This window comes from Bacillus sp. AFS040349 (assembly GCF_002577655.1).
Classification (GTDB): domain Bacteria; phylum Bacillota; class Bacilli; order Bacillales; family Bacillaceae; genus Metabacillus.
The window spans coordinates 18,948-39,956 of the sequence record NZ_NUMC01000043.1 but is presented as its reverse complement, the minus strand read 5'-3'; the positions used below and the strand labels follow the sequence as shown (position 1 = coordinate 39,956).

Annotated in this window: 20 protein-coding genes; 17 read left to right on the top strand and 3 right to left on the bottom strand. The window is 34.1% G+C overall.

The features are described 5' to 3' along the window. Positions 1-947 precede the first annotated feature (947 nt). The 5 genes from COD11_RS10480 to COD11_RS10460 all read left to right on the top strand — a co-directional run bounded on the left by COD11_RS10480 (position 948) and on the right by COD11_RS10460 (position 4,425). On the top strand, positions 948-1,778 hold the full coding sequence (locus COD11_RS10480; RefSeq protein WP_098796825.1) for a Rad52/Rad22 family DNA repair protein: 831 nt from the start codon (positions 948-950) through the stop codon (positions 1,776-1,778). Positions 1,779-1,806: 28 nt separating this feature from the next. Then, positions 1,807-2,289: a single-stranded DNA-binding protein gene (locus COD11_RS10475; protein WP_098796822.1), complete on the top strand. Its 483-nt coding sequence runs from the start codon at positions 1,807-1,809 to the stop codon at positions 2,287-2,289. A 68-nt stretch (positions 2,290-2,357) separates the two neighbouring features. Continuing rightward, the gene (locus COD11_RS10470) at positions 2,358-3,194 is read left to right on the top strand and encodes a hypothetical protein (protein WP_098796820.1); all 837 of its coding nucleotides are present in this window, start codon (positions 2,358-2,360) and stop codon (positions 3,192-3,194) included. A gap of 46 nt (positions 3,195-3,240) precedes the next feature. Then, positions 3,241-3,498 carry a hypothetical protein gene (locus COD11_RS10465; protein WP_098796817.1) on the top strand — a complete coding sequence of 86 codons (258 nt, stop codon included), beginning with the start codon at positions 3,241-3,243 and terminating at the stop codon, positions 3,496-3,498. 84 nt (positions 3,499-3,582) lie between these two features. Beyond that, positions 3,583-4,425 (top strand): ArdC-like ssDNA-binding domain-containing protein, encoded by an 843-nt coding sequence (locus COD11_RS10460; protein ID WP_098796815.1) that lies wholly within the window; start codon positions 3,583-3,585, stop codon positions 4,423-4,425. Between the two features lie 41 nt (positions 4,426-4,466). Here COD11_RS10460 and COD11_RS10455 read toward each other — a convergent pair whose 3' ends face one another. Both COD11_RS10455 and COD11_RS10450 read right to left on the bottom strand, forming a co-directional pair. Continuing rightward, positions 4,467-4,712, bottom strand: coding sequence for a hypothetical protein (locus COD11_RS10455; protein WP_098796812.1), 246 nt, complete (start codon positions 4,710-4,712; stop codon positions 4,467-4,469). A gap of 24 nt (positions 4,713-4,736) precedes the next feature. Beyond that, positions 4,737-5,261, bottom strand: coding sequence for a hypothetical protein (locus tag COD11_RS10450; RefSeq protein WP_098796809.1), 525 nt, complete (start codon positions 5,259-5,261; stop codon positions 4,737-4,739). Between the two features lie 259 nt (positions 5,262-5,520). Here COD11_RS10450 and COD11_RS10445 point away from each other — a divergent pair, with 259 nt between their 5' ends. The 12 genes from COD11_RS10445 to COD11_RS10390 all read left to right on the top strand — a co-directional run bounded on the left by COD11_RS10445 (position 5,521) and on the right by COD11_RS10390 (position 20,539). Next, the gene (locus COD11_RS10445; RefSeq protein WP_098796806.1) at positions 5,521-5,910 is read left to right on the top strand and encodes a hypothetical protein; all 390 of its coding nucleotides are present in this window, start codon (positions 5,521-5,523) and stop codon (positions 5,908-5,910) included. A gap of 65 nt (positions 5,911-5,975) precedes the next feature. Continuing rightward, positions 5,976-6,281 carry a PrgI family protein gene (locus tag COD11_RS10440; RefSeq protein ID WP_098796804.1) on the top strand — a complete coding sequence of 102 codons (306 nt, stop codon included), beginning with the start codon at positions 5,976-5,978 and terminating at the stop codon, positions 6,279-6,281. Positions 6,282-6,284: 3 nt separating this feature from the next. Then, the gene (locus tag COD11_RS10435) at positions 6,285-7,166 is read left to right on the top strand and encodes a hypothetical protein (RefSeq protein WP_098796801.1); all 882 of its coding nucleotides are present in this window, start codon (positions 6,285-6,287) and stop codon (positions 7,164-7,166) included. Beyond that, complete coding sequence (locus COD11_RS10430; protein WP_098796800.1) at positions 7,153-9,297, top strand: VirB4 family type IV secretion system protein; 2,145 nt, start codon at positions 7,153-7,155, stop codon at positions 9,295-9,297. Before COD11_RS10435 ends, COD11_RS10430 begins: the two co-directional genes overlap by 14 nt. Continuing rightward, positions 9,294-11,648: a hypothetical protein gene (locus COD11_RS10425; protein ID WP_098796798.1), complete on the top strand. Its 2,355-nt coding sequence runs from the start codon at positions 9,294-9,296 to the stop codon at positions 11,646-11,648. Before COD11_RS10430 ends, COD11_RS10425 begins: the two co-directional genes overlap by 4 nt. A 10-nt stretch (positions 11,649-11,658) precedes the next feature. Next, a complete protein-coding gene (locus COD11_RS27990) occupies positions 11,659-12,813 on the top strand; it encodes a lysozyme family protein (RefSeq protein WP_098796796.1) in 1,155 nt (384 codons plus the stop codon). Positions 12,814-13,395: 582 nt separating this feature from the next. Further along, positions 13,396-15,219: a reverse transcriptase/maturase family protein gene (locus tag COD11_RS10415; protein ID WP_098796793.1), complete on the top strand. Its 1,824-nt coding sequence runs from the start codon at positions 13,396-13,398 to the stop codon at positions 15,217-15,219. Between the two features lie 106 nt (positions 15,220-15,325). Next, the gene (locus COD11_RS10410) at positions 15,326-16,066 is read left to right on the top strand and encodes a M23 family metallopeptidase (RefSeq protein WP_098796791.1); all 741 of its coding nucleotides are present in this window, start codon (positions 15,326-15,328) and stop codon (positions 16,064-16,066) included. 55 nt (positions 16,067-16,121) lie between these two features. After that, entirely contained in the window at positions 16,122-16,715 is a 594-nt protein-coding gene (locus tag COD11_RS10405; protein WP_098796790.1) for a hypothetical protein, read from the top strand. Positions 16,716-17,391: 676 nt separating this feature from the next. Continuing rightward, positions 17,392-18,108 carry a type II toxin-antitoxin system PemK/MazF family toxin gene (locus COD11_RS10400; protein ID WP_231309844.1) on the top strand — a complete coding sequence of 239 codons (717 nt, stop codon included), beginning with the start codon at positions 17,392-17,394 and terminating at the stop codon, positions 18,106-18,108. A 218-nt stretch (positions 18,109-18,326) separates the two neighbouring features. Next, on the top strand, positions 18,327-19,520 hold the full coding sequence (locus COD11_RS10395) for a hypothetical protein (protein WP_231309845.1): 1,194 nt from the start codon (positions 18,327-18,329) through the stop codon (positions 19,518-19,520). Next, on the top strand, positions 19,517-20,539 hold the full coding sequence (locus COD11_RS10390) for a hypothetical protein (RefSeq protein ID WP_098796786.1): 1,023 nt from the start codon (positions 19,517-19,519) through the stop codon (positions 20,537-20,539). Before COD11_RS10395 ends, COD11_RS10390 begins: the two co-directional genes overlap by 4 nt. A 25-nt stretch (positions 20,540-20,564) precedes the next feature. Here COD11_RS10390 and COD11_RS26485 read toward each other — a convergent pair whose 3' ends face one another. Next, a complete protein-coding gene (locus tag COD11_RS26485) occupies positions 20,565-20,747 on the bottom strand; it encodes a hypothetical protein (protein ID WP_141549672.1) in 183 nt (60 codons plus the stop codon). Between the last annotated feature and the right edge of the window lie 262 nt (positions 20,748-21,009).

Genomic DNA, 21,009 nt, shown 5'->3' with positions numbered 1-21,009 from the left:
TCTAATTTATCAAATACATACGATATATAACTTCTAGCTAACCCTCGAAAACTCTTTAATTACAAGGTTTTTCTCTACCTTTTTTATATTTGCTTATTATTATTTGTATTTTTTATTATTACTGTTCTTTTTTATTAATATATGTTTCTTTTACTTTTATATGATATTTAACAATGGAAATAGTAATAAAGTAAGTAATAGTATCTAAATTGATTTAAAAATATATCTTTGATAGACTGTATATGTAAAGTTTCCAAGATGCTCAAAAGAGCCTTAAATAGAAGATATAAGCCCTATGGGTGGTATAGACAAATACAGTCTGCCCCATAGGGCTTTTTTGTGTTTTGGAAGCTCTATTTATACACATTTTAGGAGGAATCAAGTTGAAAATTCAGAAACTATTAAAATTGAAGATCGGAAACGATAACTATCAACGCTATCTAGTGGAATTTGATATTACATTACAGCAGGGAGGAATCATGCTAATTTGATTACAGGTATTAAATTAGATTAGAAAGTATTTTTATAAAATATATAGGTGGGGAGTTTGAAGGAACTACGATGGACAGTCTTGGCTAGTTAAAGTAAATGATAGAAAACAAAAACTATTGTTATCAGAGGAGAAAATTGAAGGGAAGATCGAGTATATCAGGTCAAAGAAGACTGATTTAAATCTATTTGATTTTCATTATGATCATTCTAATTTAGAAACTCTATTAGCGATAAAACCTTTATTTACGTAAGTGTAAATATAAAAAAACAGTTGTATTGTAGTATATAAAATAATTTGATAGACTAATTATATAAAGTTTTCTTTTTGCTCTATAATGAGCCTTGTATTGAAGTGTTAAGCCCTATGGGTGGTATTTTCTCTAAGAGGAAGTATGCCTATAGGGCTTTTTTGCATTTCTAGAAAGCTTTATTACACATTTTAGGAGGATGAAAGAATGGAAACACTTGATGTAAAGAAGGTTGGAAAAGAGTTAGCTGCACCTTTTGCTCCAGATGAAATTGAATGGAGAGTATCGCGAGTTAGTGTTAACAGTCGAGGGCCGCAAGCTATAGTTGTACCTTATGTTTCTTCGAGAGCTATCCAAAATAGGTTTGACAATGTAGTTGGATGGGATCGATGGGAAAATAAAATTCAACAATTACCGAATGGTGCGTTTATTCAATCAATTAGTATTAGGATAGGTGAGAATCAAACAATCACAAAGTGTGATGGAGCTGATCCTACAAATTTTGAGGAAACCAAAGGAGGAATTTCTTCGGCACTAAAGCGTACCGCTGTGCTTTTTGGAGTGGGGAGGTACTTATATAACCTTAATGAAGTTTGGGTTGAAGTACACGAGAAAAGAAAAACCGATAGAGATATCTATACTTACCACAAGGATAAGAAGGATCAATCTAAAGATGTTAGAGGTTACTTTACTCCTCCCACATTACCAAATTGGGCATTACCAGAGGGCTTTGGACATGAGCAGTCCCCGTCTAGAAATGACTTGTCATCTCAAAAACACCACAATCAGCAATCTAATACAGTACCAGCTGGCATGGTTGAATGTATTTTCAAAGATATGGTGGAGAAACAATATGACGACGGAGTAGTTTATGAGATTTGCTTTGAACAAGGTGGTCAAATTTGCGTGATCTATGCGATAGGCAAAATGGCTGAGGAAATCAAAAAATTACAATTGAAACCAGAGGATAGAGTTGCTATATCTTCTGAAGAACATCGAGGGCAATGGGTACTTAATAACGTTGTAAAAGTAGGTTAATAAATTACTAAACTTGGAGGAATCATATATGTGGAATACATTTGAACTAATCGGGAATTTAACAAAAAAACCAGTGCTTCGAAAAACGAACTCAGGAATTCCTGTGACAAATTTAGATATTGCTCATAATTACTGGGTAGGAGAAGAGAAAAGAACTGATTATCTGCAGGTAACTTTATGGAAAGACAATGCTGTTAATGCATGTAAGTATCTTGATACAGGTAGGCAAGTTTTCGTTAACGGAACAATTAAACCTGTAAAACAAGAGATCAGTAATAAAAAGTATACGTTTAATGAACTTCATGCAGAATCTGTAAAGTACTTAGGCAGCAATAATCAAGGTAACAGTAATCATCAAAATAATTCTTCTGACCAACAAGGTCAACTAAACAGTTACCAGGAAGATAATTATACACAAGTAGGTAATAATCCATTTCAAAGAGGTAATGAGAACCAGAATTATGGTTCTAACCCTTTTGAGCAAAGAAATACAAACCCGTTTGGAAGATGATTTTAATAACGAGAAAGGAGTAGCTTTTTAGCTGCTTCTTTTTATATTTTTTATAGGAGGAAGGATTTATGTCTAAAAATGAAGAATTTCAATTAATAGGTGCTGCTAAACTAATGGAAGATTTATTCTTAAATGGTATCTATCAAAGAAGGAAAAGTTCTAAAGAGTTCCTTGACCAACTAAAGCATACTATGAGAAAAACATTCTCTAATTATGAAACAAGAAGAAATGAATTTCATGGTATTGTGGCCAAGTTTGTTAGAGATCCCATTTATAAAACTGATACTATATCATTTAAAGGGCTTTTAAATGATATAGGAATACTACATAAAGTAGTTAAACTGAATTATTCGTTTATAAAAGATGATGAGGATCTAGTTGATTTACTTGCAGATTATTCCTATCCAAAAGAATTTTTTGCTCAAATTTATTTGAATAAAAAAGGCAAAAATGAAGTGGATAAAAGAGAATTCCTATTCGATACATCATTAGAAGGTATAGCAGAATTATTCAAATCTGAAAAAAGGAATATTGATAGGTTGGAAGAAAAATATCGTAATACTTTACTAGATATAGAAAAATGTCCTATGCTTAAACAAGCTGGAACTCTAAAATGTAATTATGGAACAATTAAACTTAGGGAGAAAGATGTTGTTTATGATGTAGAATCTATCTTTAAAGAATTTGGTTCACATTTTTTATTGGAGTATGGACAAATATCTATGGAGAAAGTAGAAGAATATATTATCAAGGGTTTCTTATCATACAAAGAAATAGAGAAGTATAGGAAGTTAGTAGATATTCCTTTGAAGTTCTTTGTAATGGATATTGAAACAGAACGAAAGAGTATGGAAACCTACCAGTACATTTCAATGCAAAAAGCACAAGCTAAACGCTATGCTTAGTATCTTTGTGAGGAATGTAGAAGGATAAGTTAGTAAGGGGGATGACATGCCGACTGAAATTACTAAAAAGGCAGATTTCTTTTATATTCTCGTAGATTATGGTGACAAGGGACCTTATCTTATGATGAAAGTAGATAAGAACAGTCATTATTTTAAGACAGTTGGGGAGTATAAAGATTTAAGTGAGTTTGATCCTATACAGGCTAAAACTATGCTAGATGAAGGTATTAAATTCTTTAAAGAGGCTCGTAATGCTGTAGACTATTACTTTAAACAGCTAGGTATCGGGGAAGAAAACAAATAAATATTACACTTTAGGAAGACTTTTTTTATGCTGCGGCATATGAAAGGTCTTTTTTTATTGCACATTTTTTTAGGAGGAAATATAATGAAAAATACAAAAACGAAGGTTAATCGTCAAGAAAAAGTGAAAGAAGCTTTTGAATTAGTGAAAAAGGGTGCTGTAGATATTGCTAAAAGTTCTAACTTTCAACGTTTTTTAAAATTTTCCGCATCATTCCACAATTACTCTTTCAGAAATCAACTATTGATCTGGATTCAAAAACCAAGTGCTACATTTGTTGCTGGATTTGAAACATGGAAAAAAAGAGGAAGGTATGTGAAAAAGGGAGAGAAAGGGATTATGATTTTAGCTCCTATGAAAATCACCAGAAAAAACGATGAACATGAGGAAGATGAAGAATTTATGTTATTTCGTCCAATATATGTTTTCGATATATCTCAAACAGAAGGTGAACCTATCCCTTCAATTGGTGAATATGTCAAGACTTTAAATGGAGAGACGGATCTTTATGAAAAAATCAAAGCTATAAGCCCATTTCCTGTAACAGAAACTACAGATTGTAAGGGTGCTGATGGTTATTACCGCATTAAGGAAAAAGATATTTTCATTGATTCTAAAAATTCTACGTCTCATAAGTTGTTAACTCTAATTCATGAAATGGGTCATGGGTTATTACATGCAGATAGAAATAACATTCCGAGTAAAGCAGTGAGAGAAATTGAAGCTGAATGTGTTGGATTTGTGACCTGTCATGCTTTAGGTATAGACACTTCTGAAAATTCTTTTGGGTATATTGCTTCCTATGGAAGAAGTAGGTCAGATGAATTAATTGATAAAAGTAGAGAAAGAATTAATAGGGCTGTACATCGAATCTTAGGAGACTTCGAGGATACTTACGTTGCAATAGAAGATAAAGAGCTTGTATAAAATAGGAAAAAACCAGATTTCTTGAGTAGAAGTCTGGTTTTTTAGTTTATTAAAGCTGGGTGAAAATGTAGAAATTCATCGTGATAGCCTATATAGGTATAGTCAGTATTGAATTTTTCTTGAGATATTACTAGCTCAGGCTGCGTTTCGTCGTTTAAACAAACAAGTATATAATCTCTCCCTAGGAGATCATTAGAAAAACAATAATAAAGCCTTTCTCCGCTTAGCTCTCTATATATATCCCATTTCTTTAGTACACTCTTGCTGAAAACAAATTCCATTTCCATGTATGTCCTCTTCTCTAAATGGGTTTACTTGACGTGTGATAGTAAATTATATTCTGACATTTCAGGTAAACCATAATATTCTTTTGCGTCTAGGTATAATTTTTGGCGCTCTTCTTTTGTTGTAGAACTATACATATCTTCAAACGACATATTGCCCTTTTCTGAGAGGTAATACATTGTAATCATCTTTGGATAATTAGATACATCAAGGTAAAATCCGTTTATAAGTTTTTTTGAAAGATATCCAAAGCAAGGCAAATCTGTTCCAAATTCTTTAATAGCTCTCTTTTTAGCTTTTTTGATTTTATGATGTAAAGAAAAATCAAAGTATCCACCAGATAAGACAACAATAAAATAACCCAAACTTATAATGATCCAAAGCATTACCCATAAAACAAATAGGCCTTTTATTTGAAACCAAAATGAATCTCGAAATCTAGGCTCATTAGGTACAACACCAATATCTATCATAAAGTTCATGAATTCTGGAATCAAAGAAAATAAAAATAAACTTCCAGAAAATATTCCTAAACCTAATAATATTCTCATAGTATCACCTCATAGGTTCATTTTAATTATACGTATAAATGTATAATCTAGCAATTAAACTAATTATACAGTATCATTTTACCTCATACAACAAATTCTGTAATAAAAGTATTGTCATATATGACCTTTTTTTGTAGAATGAAGACAACTTAATATTTTCGCATTCATGCGATTATTTAGGCGGAAGACGCAAAATAATCCTTTTTAAAAAGGGTTGTTTTGCGTCTTTTTTTTTCAAATATTATATGGAGGTAAGTTTATGAAAGGAATTAGTATTGAAAAATTCGTTAAAGAGGTTATTCCCTACGCCTTTGTATTCGCATTTATGAGTACACTTATTTTCTTTACTGGTGTAGAGAGTGCTTCAGCGACTGTTCCGACGATTCCTGGTGGGTCTGGAGGTAGTGATGTGACTACTATCAATACTATCTTAACAGGATGGATTACTAATATTCGTATAATTGGAGCAGTAGTAATAGTTATTGCGATTGTTCTTGCTGCGATTATGATTGGTATTTCAATGGGGAATTCAGCTAAAAGAGCACTGGGTATTTCTGCTTTAGTTAGTGCAATAGTAGGAATTATTCTTGTTTTAAAAGCGCCTGACCTAGCAAACTATGTTATTACTCAATCTGGTAGTGGGAGCTAAACAATAATAGTATGACCTTACACTTCACTTGTAAGGTCTTTTTTTAAAGAGTAGGAGGAATTTATATGCGTACTAGAATGCCGTTTAATACTGAAGCGGAACGGAAAAGCATTAGAGGGGTTTCGTGGAGACAAGCAACTTACATTTTATTTGCTGCATTAGTTTACCTATCAATAGCTTCAGAGATTTTATTTTCAGGAAGATTCACATTTATTGTTGGATTTGTTCTTTGTGCATTGACTTTGCCAATAACAGCACCTTTTCTGATTTTGGCATTTTTAAAGAATGGGAAATCAGGATACTACTACGATCAACATCTTATATTTCTTTCGAAGTTTAAGAAATCTCAAACAGGTATCTGGAGGCAATAACATATGTTAACTAATTTAATAATGATTGTACTAATTGGTCTCGTAGTATATTTCTTTGGTTACCCAATCATGGGAAAACCATATCCATTTAACCCTTTTAAAAAACGAGGGAAATCTAAAAAGAATAATTTAGGAACAAAACGAGGAAGTGAAGACACACAAGAACTTAAAGTGAACTTCCAAGAATTGATCGGGGTTAAAGGGATTCATGGTGAAGTAGTAGAGCTGAATGAAGCTGGTGAGAGCCGTCACTTTATAGGATTAATTAAAACTGAATCAATTAACTATTTACTAAGAAGTATGAATGAACAACAAACGACTGATTTATCATATGAGCAATTATTAGCGCAGCTTAACTTAGGGCCAGGTCGTGAAGTTAACGTAGGGATTCATATTCAATCGAGACCAATTGACTTGTCTGAACAATTAAAACCATACCAAGAGTCATTTGAACAATTAAATCCGATTGCACAGAGATATGGAGAAACGATGTTCTTCCCGTACATGGAATATTGGCAACAAACAGTAGATGAGTTTGATTACCATAGTTATTTTACTGTTGACCTTTATTACGACCAAAAGCTCTTAGAAGATCTAGATGAAGATTCAATTATTTTAAAGGTAAGAAATGAATTCAATCGAGTTGCTCAAATTATTGTACGTAACTATGCCAATATGGGCGGAAGAAGTAATATCTGTTCTGAAAGACAGCTTTATGAGGCATTATATTTTTCAGTAAATAAACAAACAGGGAGCATTGAACATTTCAACCGTTTTATTGAGAAAGATGGTATTTTATCACCATTTGTTACGGGGAAAGAATCAAAACCTAAAGTTAGATTTGAAGAATATGGAGAGGAGACAACAGAGTATGGGGCTATTTAAAAAGAAGAAGGCTGCATCGCCTGAATTAACAGAAGAACAAGATATAGAACAAGAAGAGAGTAGAGCAAGTAAAAAAGGAAAAAAAGCTAAAGAGGATTTACACGCTGTAGCAAGACAAAGTTATTTCGATAAAATTGGTTCAGCAGGTGTGCATTTTCCTGAACATGTTAAAGATCGTGCATACCAATGTGACCAAAGAGCAGGTGCAGAATATTCTTCTAGGTCCTACATTTTAGATTTTGGTAATACCTCTATATCTACAGGAGAATTAGAGACATTGTATCGTGCAGGAGCTAGTAATATAACGTTTCACCTTACTAAACTCACTAAAAACCAAGCGACTCGTAAATATAAGAATGCAGTTACAGACGAAGGTTCTCGTGTTATTCAAGCGAGAAAGTCAGGAAACGATATTGAGGAAAACGAAGCTCTAAAAGCAAGATCAAACGCAGAACGCCTGCTGGATGAGATTAGTGATGGTTACAATGATGGTTTCTTAGGTACAATGGTTGTTACGTTATTTGCAAAGGACGACAAGACCCTTGATAACATAGGAATGTTAATCCAAGATACCTTAGAACATAACGAACATAATCTGAGACCGTTGTACGCTCGCCAAAAGGATGGATGGTTATCAGCTCTACCATTCTCGGGTAATCGACTTACCGCAACAGTTGATAGAAGATTCTTTGATAGGACTTCAATTGTTGCTGCTTCTCCATTCTATTCTTCTAAAATTCCATTCAGCGGTGGTGTACCTGTTGGTACGAATTTACACAATCAAAATATGGAATTTTTAAATGTATTTGCCCCTTACTTAGATAACTATTCTTCTCTTATAGTTGGTGCCTCTGGTTCTGGTAAATCATTCAGTAACAAGTATATTTCCAGTTCACAAGTATTACTAGGATATCGGATCTTTAGTATTGATCCTGATGGGGAGAATGGACCTATATGTGTACTTATGGGCGGAAAAGAGGTTGAGATACGTGAAGGTGGATCTTGTACAATTAATATTTGTGCTTTGACCGAAGAAGAAATTGAACAGACTTTACCAAATGGAAGAAGAGTTTCAAAAGTTATCGTACCAATAGGTTCAAAAGTTGGTAGATTAATAACGTTCTACAATAAGTTGTTAGATGGAATCTCTTCACTTGAAAAGGAATTATTAAAAAAAGCAATTATGGATGTAATTGAAGAATGGGGTATTACAGAGAATCCAGAATCACTGTATGAAAATGAAAAAACTCCAGTTAGATTATCAAATGGAGATATTACGTATAAAAAACAACGTAAACCTGAATTTACCCTATCTGATATCTACAAACAAATATTAAAGAATACAACCTTAGGATATAATCTGCATGATTTTTCATATCAAGAAATTATTGATCCTGATGCGAGAAGATTAATTAAGGTATTAAGAGGATACCTAAGAGATCGACCAGATGGAAAAATTCTCGATGGTGAAACCCAGTTTAATGGGGAGAAAATCGATAACCTACTTGATGATATATGTTGGGTAAACTTTAACATGAAAGCTGTTGAAGGATCTGATATATACGACATTATCATGCATGTCCTTACCCTATTAGGATGGGAATACTTCGTTAAGAGGCCTTCTTTACGTAGATTTAAAAAACGCTTGAAGATCGAGGAAGCATGGAGAATGAAAAGAATTGATGGTGCTATGCAATTCGTTGAGGAATTAGCACGCCGTAGTCGTAAGTATCAGGCGGGTGTAGATATTATTACACAGGATTTAAATCCGTTCTTAGAAGATTCAGATGGACAAGCAGTTGTAAAGCAAGCAACAAGTGCATTGTTCCTTCGATTAGGTTCAGTTGATGATGAGGAAAAACGAAAATTGCAGTCAATTTTTAACTTGTCTGAGGGTGAACTACAAATCATTTGTCGTAAGCCTGCTGAATCAGAGGATTCCCAAACTAAAGGGGAAGGAATACTTCGTGTTGGTGGATCTTCTGCATATGTAAAAGTACAAGTTAGTGATGAAATGCGTGGGTTTATTGATACTGATACGGACTATCTAATCAATAATGGTCTTCTACCAGGCTTAGAAGAGTATGACAAGCAGGAAGAAGAAGAAGTTAGAGAGGCGTCATTAGTATGACGCTAAATACACTTGAACAACAGTTAAAATCAGATAAGAAAAGAAGAATTGCGTTTATTTTGATCCTATTGTTGATGTTCTTCCCTGGTTCAGCTGCACACGCTGCTGAAAGTAAGTGGTACGAAAAGCCGTTTGCTTTCATGTTTTCAAAACTATTTGAATGGATATTAGAGCCATTCATAGGACTACATGAACCCGCTTATTATATTTTCTATCAAGGAGCAGGGAAGATATGGGGATTGTATGCACAGGAGCAATATAACAGTGCTATATATAATGGATTTAACATGATGCTGTTTGTTGTTGGTTTTTTACTCTGTGGTGCTATTGTCATGATGGGGATTCAACATGGATATGCAAAATTTTCCTCAAGTATGAAATCTGACATAACAGATAATTTTTTGAAGGTTATCTTGGGGATTGTTTTACTTTTTCAGTTCTTCCCGCTTGTTAATTCATTTTTTACTTTAAATCACTATTTTGTACAAATGTTTGAAACCGGTATTACTGATCCAGTTAGTCTAAGAGATTTAGGAGCTACTGTTTTGACTAGTCAAGACGGGAAAACAGCTGGTGAAAAGATTGAGTTTACTGATTTATCTTCTGGAGAAGGTGACAACTGGATAAAGGATGCTATCGTTTCCTTTTTCTCTCTAGGAGTTTCAATTTGGTTTAAAGCTTATTATACTCAACGCTTAATTATGATTAGCGGTTTAATACTTCTAGCACCTGTATGGATATCAACTATTTTTTTTCCTAAGCTACAAGGTATTACAAGCTATGCTATGAAGGAGTTATGGGCACAAACAATTGCTCAAACTATTCATGCAGCAATATTTTGGTTGTATTTCTGGTTGTTTGATAGCAACACAGATTGGTTGACATATATTATTGCTTTATCTATCTTTATCCCAGTTTCAGAGTCGCTTCGTTTTGCAATGGGGGCTACTTCTGAGAGTGGTGGAAAGTTAGCCATGATTGGTACTGCTGCTGGCTTTGGTTCTCTTATGCATGGAGCTAAAGCGGTAGGTGATATAAAGAATGGAGTTAAAAATGGTTATGCAGAGAGTAAAGGGTTATTTGATGGATCTTCAGGGAAAGGTGGACAAAGTAGTAAAGGAAACACTGGAATGTCAATGATGGCCATGAATAATGGGAAATCTGGCGGTGCAATGAATTCCTTAAACCCTATGATGGGAATGAATGAGGAGCGTCAATATGGAGGTGCTGTTCAAAACGTTAGTTCAAATCCTAGTAAATTCACTCAACGTATGAGAACGGTTGGGCATGTTGCAGGTGGAGTTGGATCAGCTATTGGGCGAATGGGAGGAAATGCAACTGGTTTAGGTGTAAGTCCCTTTGGTCAACACATTATGGCTGAAGCGGGGGCCAATATGGGACAAAGTGCTGGATACGGTTCTGGAGTCGTTGGTTTTGGTGTCGGTAAAGGAATGACTGACAAAGCAAAGAACTTCGGTCAATCAATAAAAGGTAATTTTGAGGAAAATCCATTAATGACTCGTGAGCAATCTCGTGAGCAAAATATGAACCCATTTCAACAAGCTGGTCGTAATCTTGGAACTGTTGCAAGTAACCTCGGAAGAGCAACAGGTGATGCGATGGTTTCTCCCCAATTTAGAAACAGTCCACAGGCTCGTAGAGAAACTTTACAGCGTGCAGGTGGTGTCATGGGTGAAGCCCTTTATGGTAGAGGTATTGGATATCAAATGGGGGCAGATGCTGCCACAAGTGTAATGGGTAAAGGTGTAGAAAATCCGCAACTTGGTAGACTTGATCAAGGGGCAGACTATTCAGTTGTTACAGAAAGGGACAGAAGTTATTTAGCTGAAAAAGGTCCAAATAATACTCTTACACCTATATCTAATTATGGTCCGGGTGATCCAAGTCTACCTAAAAATGCTAAGGTTATGCAGGATCATAAGATTACAACTAGTGATACGGGTGTTATAAGTATGAATCCTACTTCTGAAAAGTATGCTACACAACAAGTGCAAAGTCCTAATAATGGAAAAATGGACGTTCAAACATTTAAGGTTGATAATTCAGTGAAAACTCCACATGTTAGCACGTTTATCGACAGTAATACGTCAGAGGTAAATTCAAATGAACCACCAATTAGAACTAATTTGGTTCCTAAAATAGATGAGCAACCTTTGCCTAATATGAATCAACAGGGTTCAATGCCAAATAAGAGTGAAAAAGTACCACCAACCCAACCGATAGTACCTAACAATAACCAAATTAATAAAGGGGATAACTCCACATTAATTCCTAACAAACCAATAGTTCCACCTACAAATAACAATAATTTCCCTCCTAAGAAAGATTGAGGTTATATAGATGGGGAATGCTTTGGAAAAAACGAAAGAAAATGCTAAGCAGTATGCCAAACAATACGCTAAACGAAAAGTTAAACAGTTAGTAAAGAAAGTAATTAGGAAAGTACTTTTAAAAGTTTTAAAGAAATTAGCTCTATATATAGGTAAACTTTTATTAAAGGCTTTCCTTAGTCTTGTAGCACTAATAGGAATACCAGGTACTATAGTATTTTTAGTTATTACTATTATCGGTGGTGCAATTTTAATAGTTGCTCCTAGTCTTGAATGGTTCGGTGATGATTCACCTATCACACCGGAAGAAGCAAAGAAACAGATTAATCAACTAATTCTAGATTCTAGTGAGTTAGAGCAATATAGACCTCCCTTTAAATTAGTTACTGCCATAGATGCAGTTAGAATATTAAAGGAAGATAAACAGCCTTGGGAAATTGATCCTGAACCAATTGTTAACGGGCTTGCACCAGATTTTGAATATGAAACCCATGAAGATACTTATGAGATAAAAAAGGTGATAGAAACTGAAGTAACCACCTACACTTATTCCAATATGGGAACCGAAGGATGTCAAACTAGGGAGGAAATTTCAAGTGCATTTTGTTCTGAACGAGAAGAACATAAACATATTGAAACCGAAACAATTATTGAAAAAGAAACTGTAAAGAGGGAATTCTTAAAATCCGCTCATGCTTGGAATACTCTTGATACTTTTTATTATAAAGAAGTTGATGTTAATGGAGAATTCGCAAAGCAAAGTGAGAACAAAGAAGGTAATACAAAAACGACTACTTACAAGCGGTTGATTAAGGAGTGGCAACTCGATACAGTCAATAATATAAAGAATTACGAGAAGTTTGACAGTACAATTACGTCATTACAATTTAAAGATGATGATATCAATTTATTGGTAGCCTCACTTATAGAAAATGGTATTCATATGGATGGATATACCGGATCTTATTTCGATGTATTTATAGAAAATGGAATGGGTATGATAGTTCCACAAGAATATATGGAAATATATATAGCTGCTAATAAAAAATATGGAGTTGACTGGAATTATCTAGCGGCACACCATTTTATTGAAACTCGATTCTCAACTATGGACCCAATGATATCATACGTGGGAGCTGAAGGCCATATGCAGGTGCGACCATAAGGTCATATAAGAAATCTCCTTTTGCATGGAGTAGGCAAGACTACAAAGCCTATCACTACCAAACTTATCCGTGAGGGAAACCAAATATCGGGGAGTGTAGCATGTTTGGAAAGCTATAAGTTATCGAATCATCACGATACGACTGAATAGCGAAGTGAAATGATGTAAACGAGGATAAAAGCTAAACTGCTTGAATGACAGTCCGAGGGGGTTATTGGCCCACCTATGACGGAAGATGATTACCTACGTTATACAACGAAACGTATTAGCTAATTGGAGACTCATTACGAAATACACACTGATTAACTGTATGTCAGATGTGAGTAGTCTATCGTTGACCAACTATAATAAGTAGTAAAGGGCGAACGTCATATCCGACATTATATCAAGCTTGTTCTTATATGTGCTAAATGGTGATTACCTACGTCAGAACGCTTTTATAAAAGCTATGATAAATTGTATCTGAATATCTGATATGGTAACGGAGTTCTCGTAGTAGTCCGAGATGGGGAAAGCCCATTACATGGCGAAGGGGAACAGCTTATCAAGTCTAACTAAAATTGGAAAGGAGCGTGAGGCTCTATGAGAAGTCCAAACACTGTGTTAGACAGTCTAGAAAAACAGTCAATACGCAAAGATTACAAATTCGAACGAATCTATCGAAATCTTTATAATGTAGAATTCTATTTAATGGCTTACGCAAGGATTAATGCGAAGGAAGGCAATATGACACAAGGTGTCGATGGACAAACCATTGATGGGATGAGTCTAGAACGTATAGAACGATTAATTGAAAGTATGAAAGATTGTAGTTATCAACCTAAACCGTCCAAAAGGGTATACATTCCAAAAAAGAAAACTGGTAAAAGACCATTAGGCATACCATCTTTCGAAGATAAACTCGTACAAGAAGTAGTAAGGTTGTTAGTCGAAGCGATGTATGAAAAAACATTTTCTCCACATTCTCATGGGTTTCGACCAGAAAAAAGCTGTCATACAGCACTCATGCAAGTAAAAGACAGATTTACCGGAGCAAAATGGTTTATCGAAGGAGATATTAAAGGTTTCTTTGATAATATTGATCATCACAAGTTAATAACACTACTTAAAAGAAGAATTGAAGATGAGAAATTCATCAATCTGATTTGGAAGTTTCTGAAGGCTGGCTATCTAGAAGACTGGCACTATCACAAAACGTACAGTGGTACTCCGCAAGGGGGTATTATCAGTCCAATCCTATCAAATATTTATTTACATGAACTTGATGAATTTATCATGTCTTACAAGGAGAACTTTGATAAAGGAAAAGGAAGAAGACGACTAAAAGAGTATCGTACACGTGAAGCCAGACTCTACCGTGCGAATGCTAGGTATAAAGAGAAATGGTCTGAAATGGATGAAATAGAAAAAGAAGAAGCACGTCAACACTTGGACGAGTTGAAAAATCACATGATGGAATTACCCTATAAAGACCCTATGGACGAAAACTACAAACGAATACAATACGTGCGATACGCCGATGATTTCATTATTGGGGTTATTGGTAGTAAAAAAGATTGTCAGCAAATAAAACATGACATCAGTAATTTTCTCAATCAAGAAATGAAAATTGAATTGTCTCAAGAAAAAACGCTCATTACTCATTCTAGTAAAAGAGCAAGATTTCTTGGATATGACATCAAAATTAGTCATGATAATAAAACGACAAAATACACGGCTAGTGGACATAAACAAAGAACAAGAACAATGAGCTGTGAACTATTACTACCTTATGAAGTTTGGCGTAATAAATTAATCGAATATAAAGCGTTAAAAATAGATAAAAAAACAAACAAATGGGAGTCTACACATCGAGCACATCTTTTACAAAATGATGACCTTGAAATATTGACCATCTATAATGCTGAAATAAGGGGTTTGTATAACTATTACAAACTAGCGAATAACGTATATAAGCTAGATGGATTCAAATTCATCATGGAATACAGCATGTACAAAACTTTCGCTAATAAATACAAATCAAGTGTAAGAAAAATTCATAGAAAATACAGTATAAACGGAGACTTTGCGGTAAGGTATGATACTGCCAACGGCAGTAAAATTGCTTACTTCTATAAAGATGGATTCAAAAAACAATTACTCCCATCTTCATACTCTGATGTTGATGTGATTTCTAAAACAAGGAACATTATTTATAACCGAACAGGTTTAATCGAAAGATTACTTGCAGGTCAATGCGAATGGTGTTACTCAAAAAATGTAGAACTAGAAATCCATCACATTAAGAAACTAAAAAACCTTGATGGCAAAAAAAGATGGGAAAAGCGTATGATTGAACGAAACCGTAAGACGATGGCGCTCTGTAAGAAGTGTCATCTCGATCTACACAACGGTAAGTTAGATTGATAGGTGGAGAGCCGTATACGCCGAGAGGTGTACGTACGGTTCGGGGAGGAGTTCTTGGAAACCTAGTATAGAAATATGCCAAGGCGCTGGGTTCTTACTCTACTTCATGCCTTGTACCTGGGTTGGTTGGCAAGATCCTACATGTAGCGGTAATGGTAAAGGTAATATATCAGAAAGTAATAAAAAGAGCATTTCATATATTAGTAGAATGGGAGGATATGGAACAGACGGGAATAATGATGGTGAGGCAGATATGTGGAACATATGGGATGCAGTTTTTTCATCCGCACACCTTTTAAAGGATAATGGTTTTTTAGAAGATAAACGTAAAGCGATTTATAGCTATAACCATTCGAATGCCTATGTTGATGAGGTTGTACACTATGCAGAATTATTTGCTTCAAATACTGGTGGTACTCCAGAAGTAACCAAAGGAAAATTTATGCGACCTTCTTTAGGGCCCATCACAAGTCCGTTTGGTCCTCGTTGGGGGAAATTACATGCTGGTATTGATATTGGTTCAAATGCTTCAACAGACCCTATTGTAGCCTCTGCGGATGGCGTTGTAGTTAGGTCCTATACATCTTCAAGTTATGGAGAATGTATTATGATAAAACATAATATCGAAGGTGAAACTTATACTACGGTTTATGCTCATATGGTTACTGGTAGTAGAAGGGTTCAGACGGGACAAACAGTTCAAAAAGGGCAAGTGATTGGAATAAAAGGAACAACAGGTAGCTCTACAGGTGTACACCTTCATTTTGAAATTCGTAAAGGGGATTGGTCAACAAATAAATCAAACGCTATTGATCCAATAGGATCAGGGCTCCTGCAATTAGATTAGTAGGTGATGAAGTATTAAGAGATTTATATTATTCTTTACTGGATATATAGTTTTAATGGTTATTGGTGCTGGAGTCTATTTATTATTTTTTAAAACTAACTCGGCTGATATTGCACAAGGGAAAGAATTAATGAATGTACTAGACGAGAGTTTAGTACATTCTTCAGATGATGAACATAATCATAGCCATGATCATAATGAGGCTGGTTATGACTATGATGTTGAAATTATAGAAGAATTTCAATCTGTTGGTAATACGATTGACTTTATGGCGGCTACATTGATAGAAGAAGAGAGGGAGTATTTTTCTTCACTTTTTTTACCTGAGAACCTTTCTAAATCAATGTTTGAGTATAGTGACGATCCTTCAAGTGAGGATGTCATTCTTCAAATGATAAGAGAAATTAATAGAGAAGGAAAATTAATTGAAGTGAATTGGGAATCTCATATAACAGAAGGTAAATCCTTTTCAAGGGATGATCAAGATATAAATCTTCAGCTTATTTACAATGATAATAAGATATCAACTGCAAAAATAGATTTGCAATTGGTGGGAACAGAACATTTTAATAGCGAAAGAATATACTATATAAATAATAGTCCTAAAAACTTTGTTGACCAGGTAAAAGAGAACCTAAAAGGTCTATGAAAAAGTAAATAAAAGCCAAAAAAGCGACTCCGAAGAGCCGCTTTTTTGTTACACATTTTAAGAGGATGAAAAAACATCCCTTTAAAAATTTTAGGATACATTAATAATAGCATTTATATTCATATTTATCAATTGCTATTTTAGCTTTCAAACTTCTCTATTCTTGGATGATATTTCTAGTTTATGTCCAAATTTAGGTAAAATATTTGCATTCACACTTTTGCTTTTGAAGGAACAGGAGTAGTAGTACTCTGTTCTTTTCCCGTGGCTCCTTGCTTTTTAATCTTGTCAAAGAGTGAATTTTTTTCAAAAAGCACTTTGTCACCTCCAATAATAGCTGTGTAATTAAATATAGGATAATAACTGAACTCGCAAATACAGTAAATCCCTTAATTGCGTTAATATAAGACACTGCCTTTTTATGAGATGAAAGTCTCACGTACGGTATGAACAAGAGGAAAAGGGAGCGATAACTATCTAACACAACCGGTTGGAAGGGGGAGTGCTTTTGTGCCTAACTAATGGAGTATGAATAATCTAGTATTATACGGATGGAAAACATTGAATTGTTATTAATCTAATACTATCTATCTGTATTTTTTCTTTAAGTAACTCCGTTAATAAGAGTATAATAGAGGAGCATTAGAATTATATACTTGAAGTAGGAGAGGTCTGATTGAGAACAAATAAATACAAAGCGAAACTAAGTGGTTTCAAAGCAACTCCAAGTGCAAATATACCTAAAATGCATGAAGATCTAGAGTTAATTAAAGACAGTAATGAACTACTATCAGATTTATTTAATGTAATACTGAAACAAAACCAATATTATGGTATTCGTTGGTTAATGGGACTGGAAAGATATGTTTTAGACCAATCAAAAAAAATTCCTCGTATCTTTAGGAAAAATCTATCTAGAGGCCATATAGTGGAAGTTGAGTTATTTGGGCATTTTAACAAAGAACTAACATTTTTACATCCTGCAGTAGTATTGTTTGATAATAATAAAGGGCAACTTCTTGTAGCACCTATTACTTCGGGAAAACACGGAGATAGTGATCCTCTTCATATTGATGTTGATTCAAGTGATGGACTTCATCATGAAAGTGGAATTTGTTTAGAGGCTATTCGTGGGGTAGACAAAAATAGGGTTTTATATCAACATTCAAAAGATGGAAAAAATGCAAAAGTTAGATCAGAAGTATTGGATAAGATTGATTTAGCAGTTATGGAGCATTTCATGCCTAATATGTTTAAAAAATTTAAAGATGCAGAAATTAAATTAATTGAGGAACAACAAAAAAATAAAGAATTAATGGATGAAATTGAAACATTGAAAGAGCAATTGAAACAAAGTGCATACCAGACAGCGGCTGCTACTCTAGAGGAATAAAATATTGCAATATGATGGAATATGTAGTAAAGTATCAGTATATAATATAGTATGTTGTGCCTTAGCGCACCGCGTAACCGAGCGCATTCAATGTTTGGGAACAATGAGTCCTAGCACTCCGCGCAATTGAGCGCACCGTTCCCACGAACCCTCCTCATCTTTACATGGGGAGGGTTTTTTCGTACTTATAATCATATAACATGGGGGGAACTGTTAGAGTGGAAGGTAAGTGGAATTCTAGAGAAGATATATTTAGTTATCTGGAAGAATATTCTCAAAGTACCAAAGAGCAAATTGATAATTATAAAATGAAAAATACTCTCTTAAAGTCATATGTGTTTGAAACATTTAATGAAAGCCTTTTTGGGTTTGTACCTATTTCGAAAGAAATTTTAAATATTCAGAATTTATTTGGTGACCAAAAACATTTTCTTAAACAAATAGATGAGGAATTATATACTTTAAATGAAAATAATAAATTAGTAGGGTTTATCGAGCAGATAAATCCACGATTTTGTACATTATATACGACTGAATCTTCTAAGTATTCAGACCAACTAGCCCAATCTTATGTAAAGAAGTCAACAACCTTAGACTCTTTATGGATTTCTGGTAAAATGTATGACAACTTTTTAAGGGAAATTACTTTATACCATCCCCCAGAACGTTTTACAAAAATGAAATTCGAGTTTAATTCAATGTTTGAAATAGATCACCTAAATAAAGAAAAGATTATAGAACATAAAGCTTCGTCGGTATCATTAGTAGAAGAGTTAGGTGGTATAGTACATAAACTAAATGGAGTGAGACAGTACATCTCTTCTTTTCACTCAGTTGGAAGTTTACGCTTTCCAAGTCATGTTGGAAAAGGTGGTCATGATGTATATCAAAATGGTAAGTTTACAAATCGCTCCGATAGCTTTTCTGATCATCGTATGCAACTGAAACAAATCGTCTCTGTATATCAAGATATGACAGAGCGTTTGGAGAAAAAGACTTGGATAGAGGTAGAGGAAATAAAGAGTAAGAATAATCTAATAGATAATTCTTTTAAGGCAAGTCCCGTTACAATTAGGTTTAGTAAGCCTTTAAATAATTATGTATTTAATAATTTTGTGGAATACACTTTTCCGAAAGGAAGAGAACCATTTAAAATTTATGGTGAAATAAAAAGGGTGAGTGAAGAAAGGGTGCACATTTACGGGGTAGATCTTCACTTATGGCAAAATGTTGTTCTAGATTTAAGTAAGGAAGAATTTATTCTATTTCTTCCAAAAGGTACATGCGGGAATACAATTCATCGCTTAGTAACTAATATTCAGAAATTCTTAGATCCACAGATTGATGTATATATTGGTAACTCTCCGTATGAAGGAATATTAAATCAAGTAATAGGTGGCAAAGATTTATGAGAACAGAATTGACTCCATTATTTCAACTAAATTTGCTAATACATTTGAGTTTACCATACCCGGAAGGTTCTAGCTTAAATCCATATTTTAATAGGCAAGGTTATTCTTTAAAACAAATAGAAAAGACTATACCGCTTGACCTGGGGAGTATAAAAAAGTTAAAAGGAATATGTGAACCTAAAAAAGCAGTGACACCAGAAGTAGTCTTATATAAGGACAGTGATAAAGAATATTTATTAATTGAATGCAAAGTCCAAGACTTTGATGTTGATTGGACACATCATGGAACAAGGCAAGCTGCTGGATACCTGAGTTTACCATTGGATCATTTAAAAAATTTTTTTGGATTAGAAAGTAAAGCGAAAATAAATACAAAAGTTATTTATGGTGTTAATCAACAAAAAGAACAACATATGTTTGAAACTCTGCAATCTATTAGTGAAAAAGTTAAAGATACGTTGGGACATGCTATGAAGCATGATACTTTTGGAATTGAAATTAAACCAGATGGTTTATACTTATCAGTGCGAAATGGAGAGGAGTTAGAGAGTCATAGGGTTATAAATGAAAAAACTTTATTAAACAATGCTCTGATTTATATTATTCCAGTAGATATTAATGGTCAATTAGAGAAAGAAAATGGAGAAATTCTACAAACGCAGGTTCGAAATTCTATAAGAAGTGTTATAGGTAAAAATATCGGACCACAACCTTTTTCTTTTAATAGTACAAGTATTTGTGAAAAAATTAATCCTGTTTGGGGACAATTACCGGTCCCATTTAAGAAGAAAATGAGGCGGTGGGTTCATAATTATATAAAAGAAATTATCGAACAAATTGTACAAATGGGTATAAATGTAACTGTACATGAACAGAATTATTCGTTCACTTCAGTTGAAGAGAAAAAAATTAAAAATGTAAGAAGATACCTACTTTCAGATAGATTCCTTGAAACCGGACAAAATATTTTTGAGAATTTTGAGCAACTGACGATCGATGAATTTTTAGATGTTGTTTAAAATGGTTATAGGTAAGAAAATCATACTAAAATAGGATATTAAATAAAGACTTCGGTAAATCTGAAGATATCCTAGAAAAGTAGACAAAGGATTCAGAAATAAGACCTGTTTTTTCCACAATGATTTGACAACGGTCATTCATCACTTGACTGACCGTTGCAATTGGACAAGCTATTGAGATAGGTTGAACAGACCAATCCGCTCGCATGTAGTATCATCATTGACGCAACGTTTAGGTATAAGCATGAAGGGGATTTTCGATTGTGACCGAGTAAGTTAAAGAAGCTAGCATTTTCTAACTCTTAAATAAACTTCGTGTAACACAACTAAACCTAAGTATAAATAACGTCTTAAACCATTGAAATTACTGGGATTTAGACGGTTTTTTCAGGAAAGAGAGATAAGTGTTATTAACACATCAAGTGGGATGAAACTCTAGGATTCAATCCAAGTCTCTTTTTTCATCAATC

Coding starts and splice junctions, on each gene's coding strand:
- COD11_RS10450 (WP_098796809.1), bottom strand. CDS start 5,261: ATGAGAATATTATTAGGTTTAGGAATATTTTCTGGAAGTTTATTTTTA.
- COD11_RS27990 (WP_098796796.1), top strand. CDS start 11,659: ATGGGGAATGCTTTGGAAAAAACGAAAGAAAATGCTAAGCAGTATGCC.
- COD11_RS10460 (WP_098796815.1), top strand. CDS start 3,583: ATGAAAAATACAAAAACGAAGGTTAATCGTCAAGAAAAAGTGAAAGAA.
- COD11_RS10390 (WP_098796786.1), top strand. CDS start 19,517: ATGAGAACAGAATTGACTCCATTATTTCAACTAAATTTGCTAATACAT.
- COD11_RS10430 (WP_098796800.1), top strand. CDS start 7,153: ATGGGGCTATTTAAAAAGAAGAAGGCTGCATCGCCTGAATTAACAGAA.
- COD11_RS10465 (WP_098796817.1), top strand. CDS start 3,241: ATGCCGACTGAAATTACTAAAAAGGCAGATTTCTTTTATATTCTCGTA.
- COD11_RS10470 (WP_098796820.1), top strand. CDS start 2,358: ATGTCTAAAAATGAAGAATTTCAATTAATAGGTGCTGCTAAACTAATG.
- COD11_RS10445 (WP_098796806.1), top strand. CDS start 5,521: ATGAAAGGAATTAGTATTGAAAAATTCGTTAAAGAGGTTATTCCCTAC.
- COD11_RS10410 (WP_098796791.1), top strand. CDS start 15,326: ATGCCTTGTACCTGGGTTGGTTGGCAAGATCCTACATGTAGCGGTAAT.
- COD11_RS10435 (WP_098796801.1), top strand. CDS start 6,285: ATGTTAACTAATTTAATAATGATTGTACTAATTGGTCTCGTAGTATAT.
- COD11_RS10415 (WP_098796793.1), top strand. CDS start 13,396: ATGAGAAGTCCAAACACTGTGTTAGACAGTCTAGAAAAACAGTCAATA.
- COD11_RS10480 (WP_098796825.1), top strand. CDS start 948: ATGGAAACACTTGATGTAAAGAAGGTTGGAAAAGAGTTAGCTGCACCT.
- COD11_RS26485 (WP_141549672.1), bottom strand. CDS start 20,747: ATGCGAGCGGATTGGTCTGTTCAACCTATCTCAATAGCTTGTCCAATT.
- COD11_RS10455 (WP_098796812.1), bottom strand. CDS start 4,712: ATGGAAATGGAATTTGTTTTCAGCAAGAGTGTACTAAAGAAATGGGAT.
- COD11_RS10405 (WP_098796790.1), top strand. CDS start 16,122: ATGGTTATTGGTGCTGGAGTCTATTTATTATTTTTTAAAACTAACTCG.
- COD11_RS10425 (WP_098796798.1), top strand. CDS start 9,294: ATGACGCTAAATACACTTGAACAACAGTTAAAATCAGATAAGAAAAGA.
- COD11_RS10440 (WP_098796804.1), top strand. CDS start 5,976: ATGCGTACTAGAATGCCGTTTAATACTGAAGCGGAACGGAAAAGCATT.
- COD11_RS10475 (WP_098796822.1), top strand. CDS start 1,807: ATGTGGAATACATTTGAACTAATCGGGAATTTAACAAAAAAACCAGTG.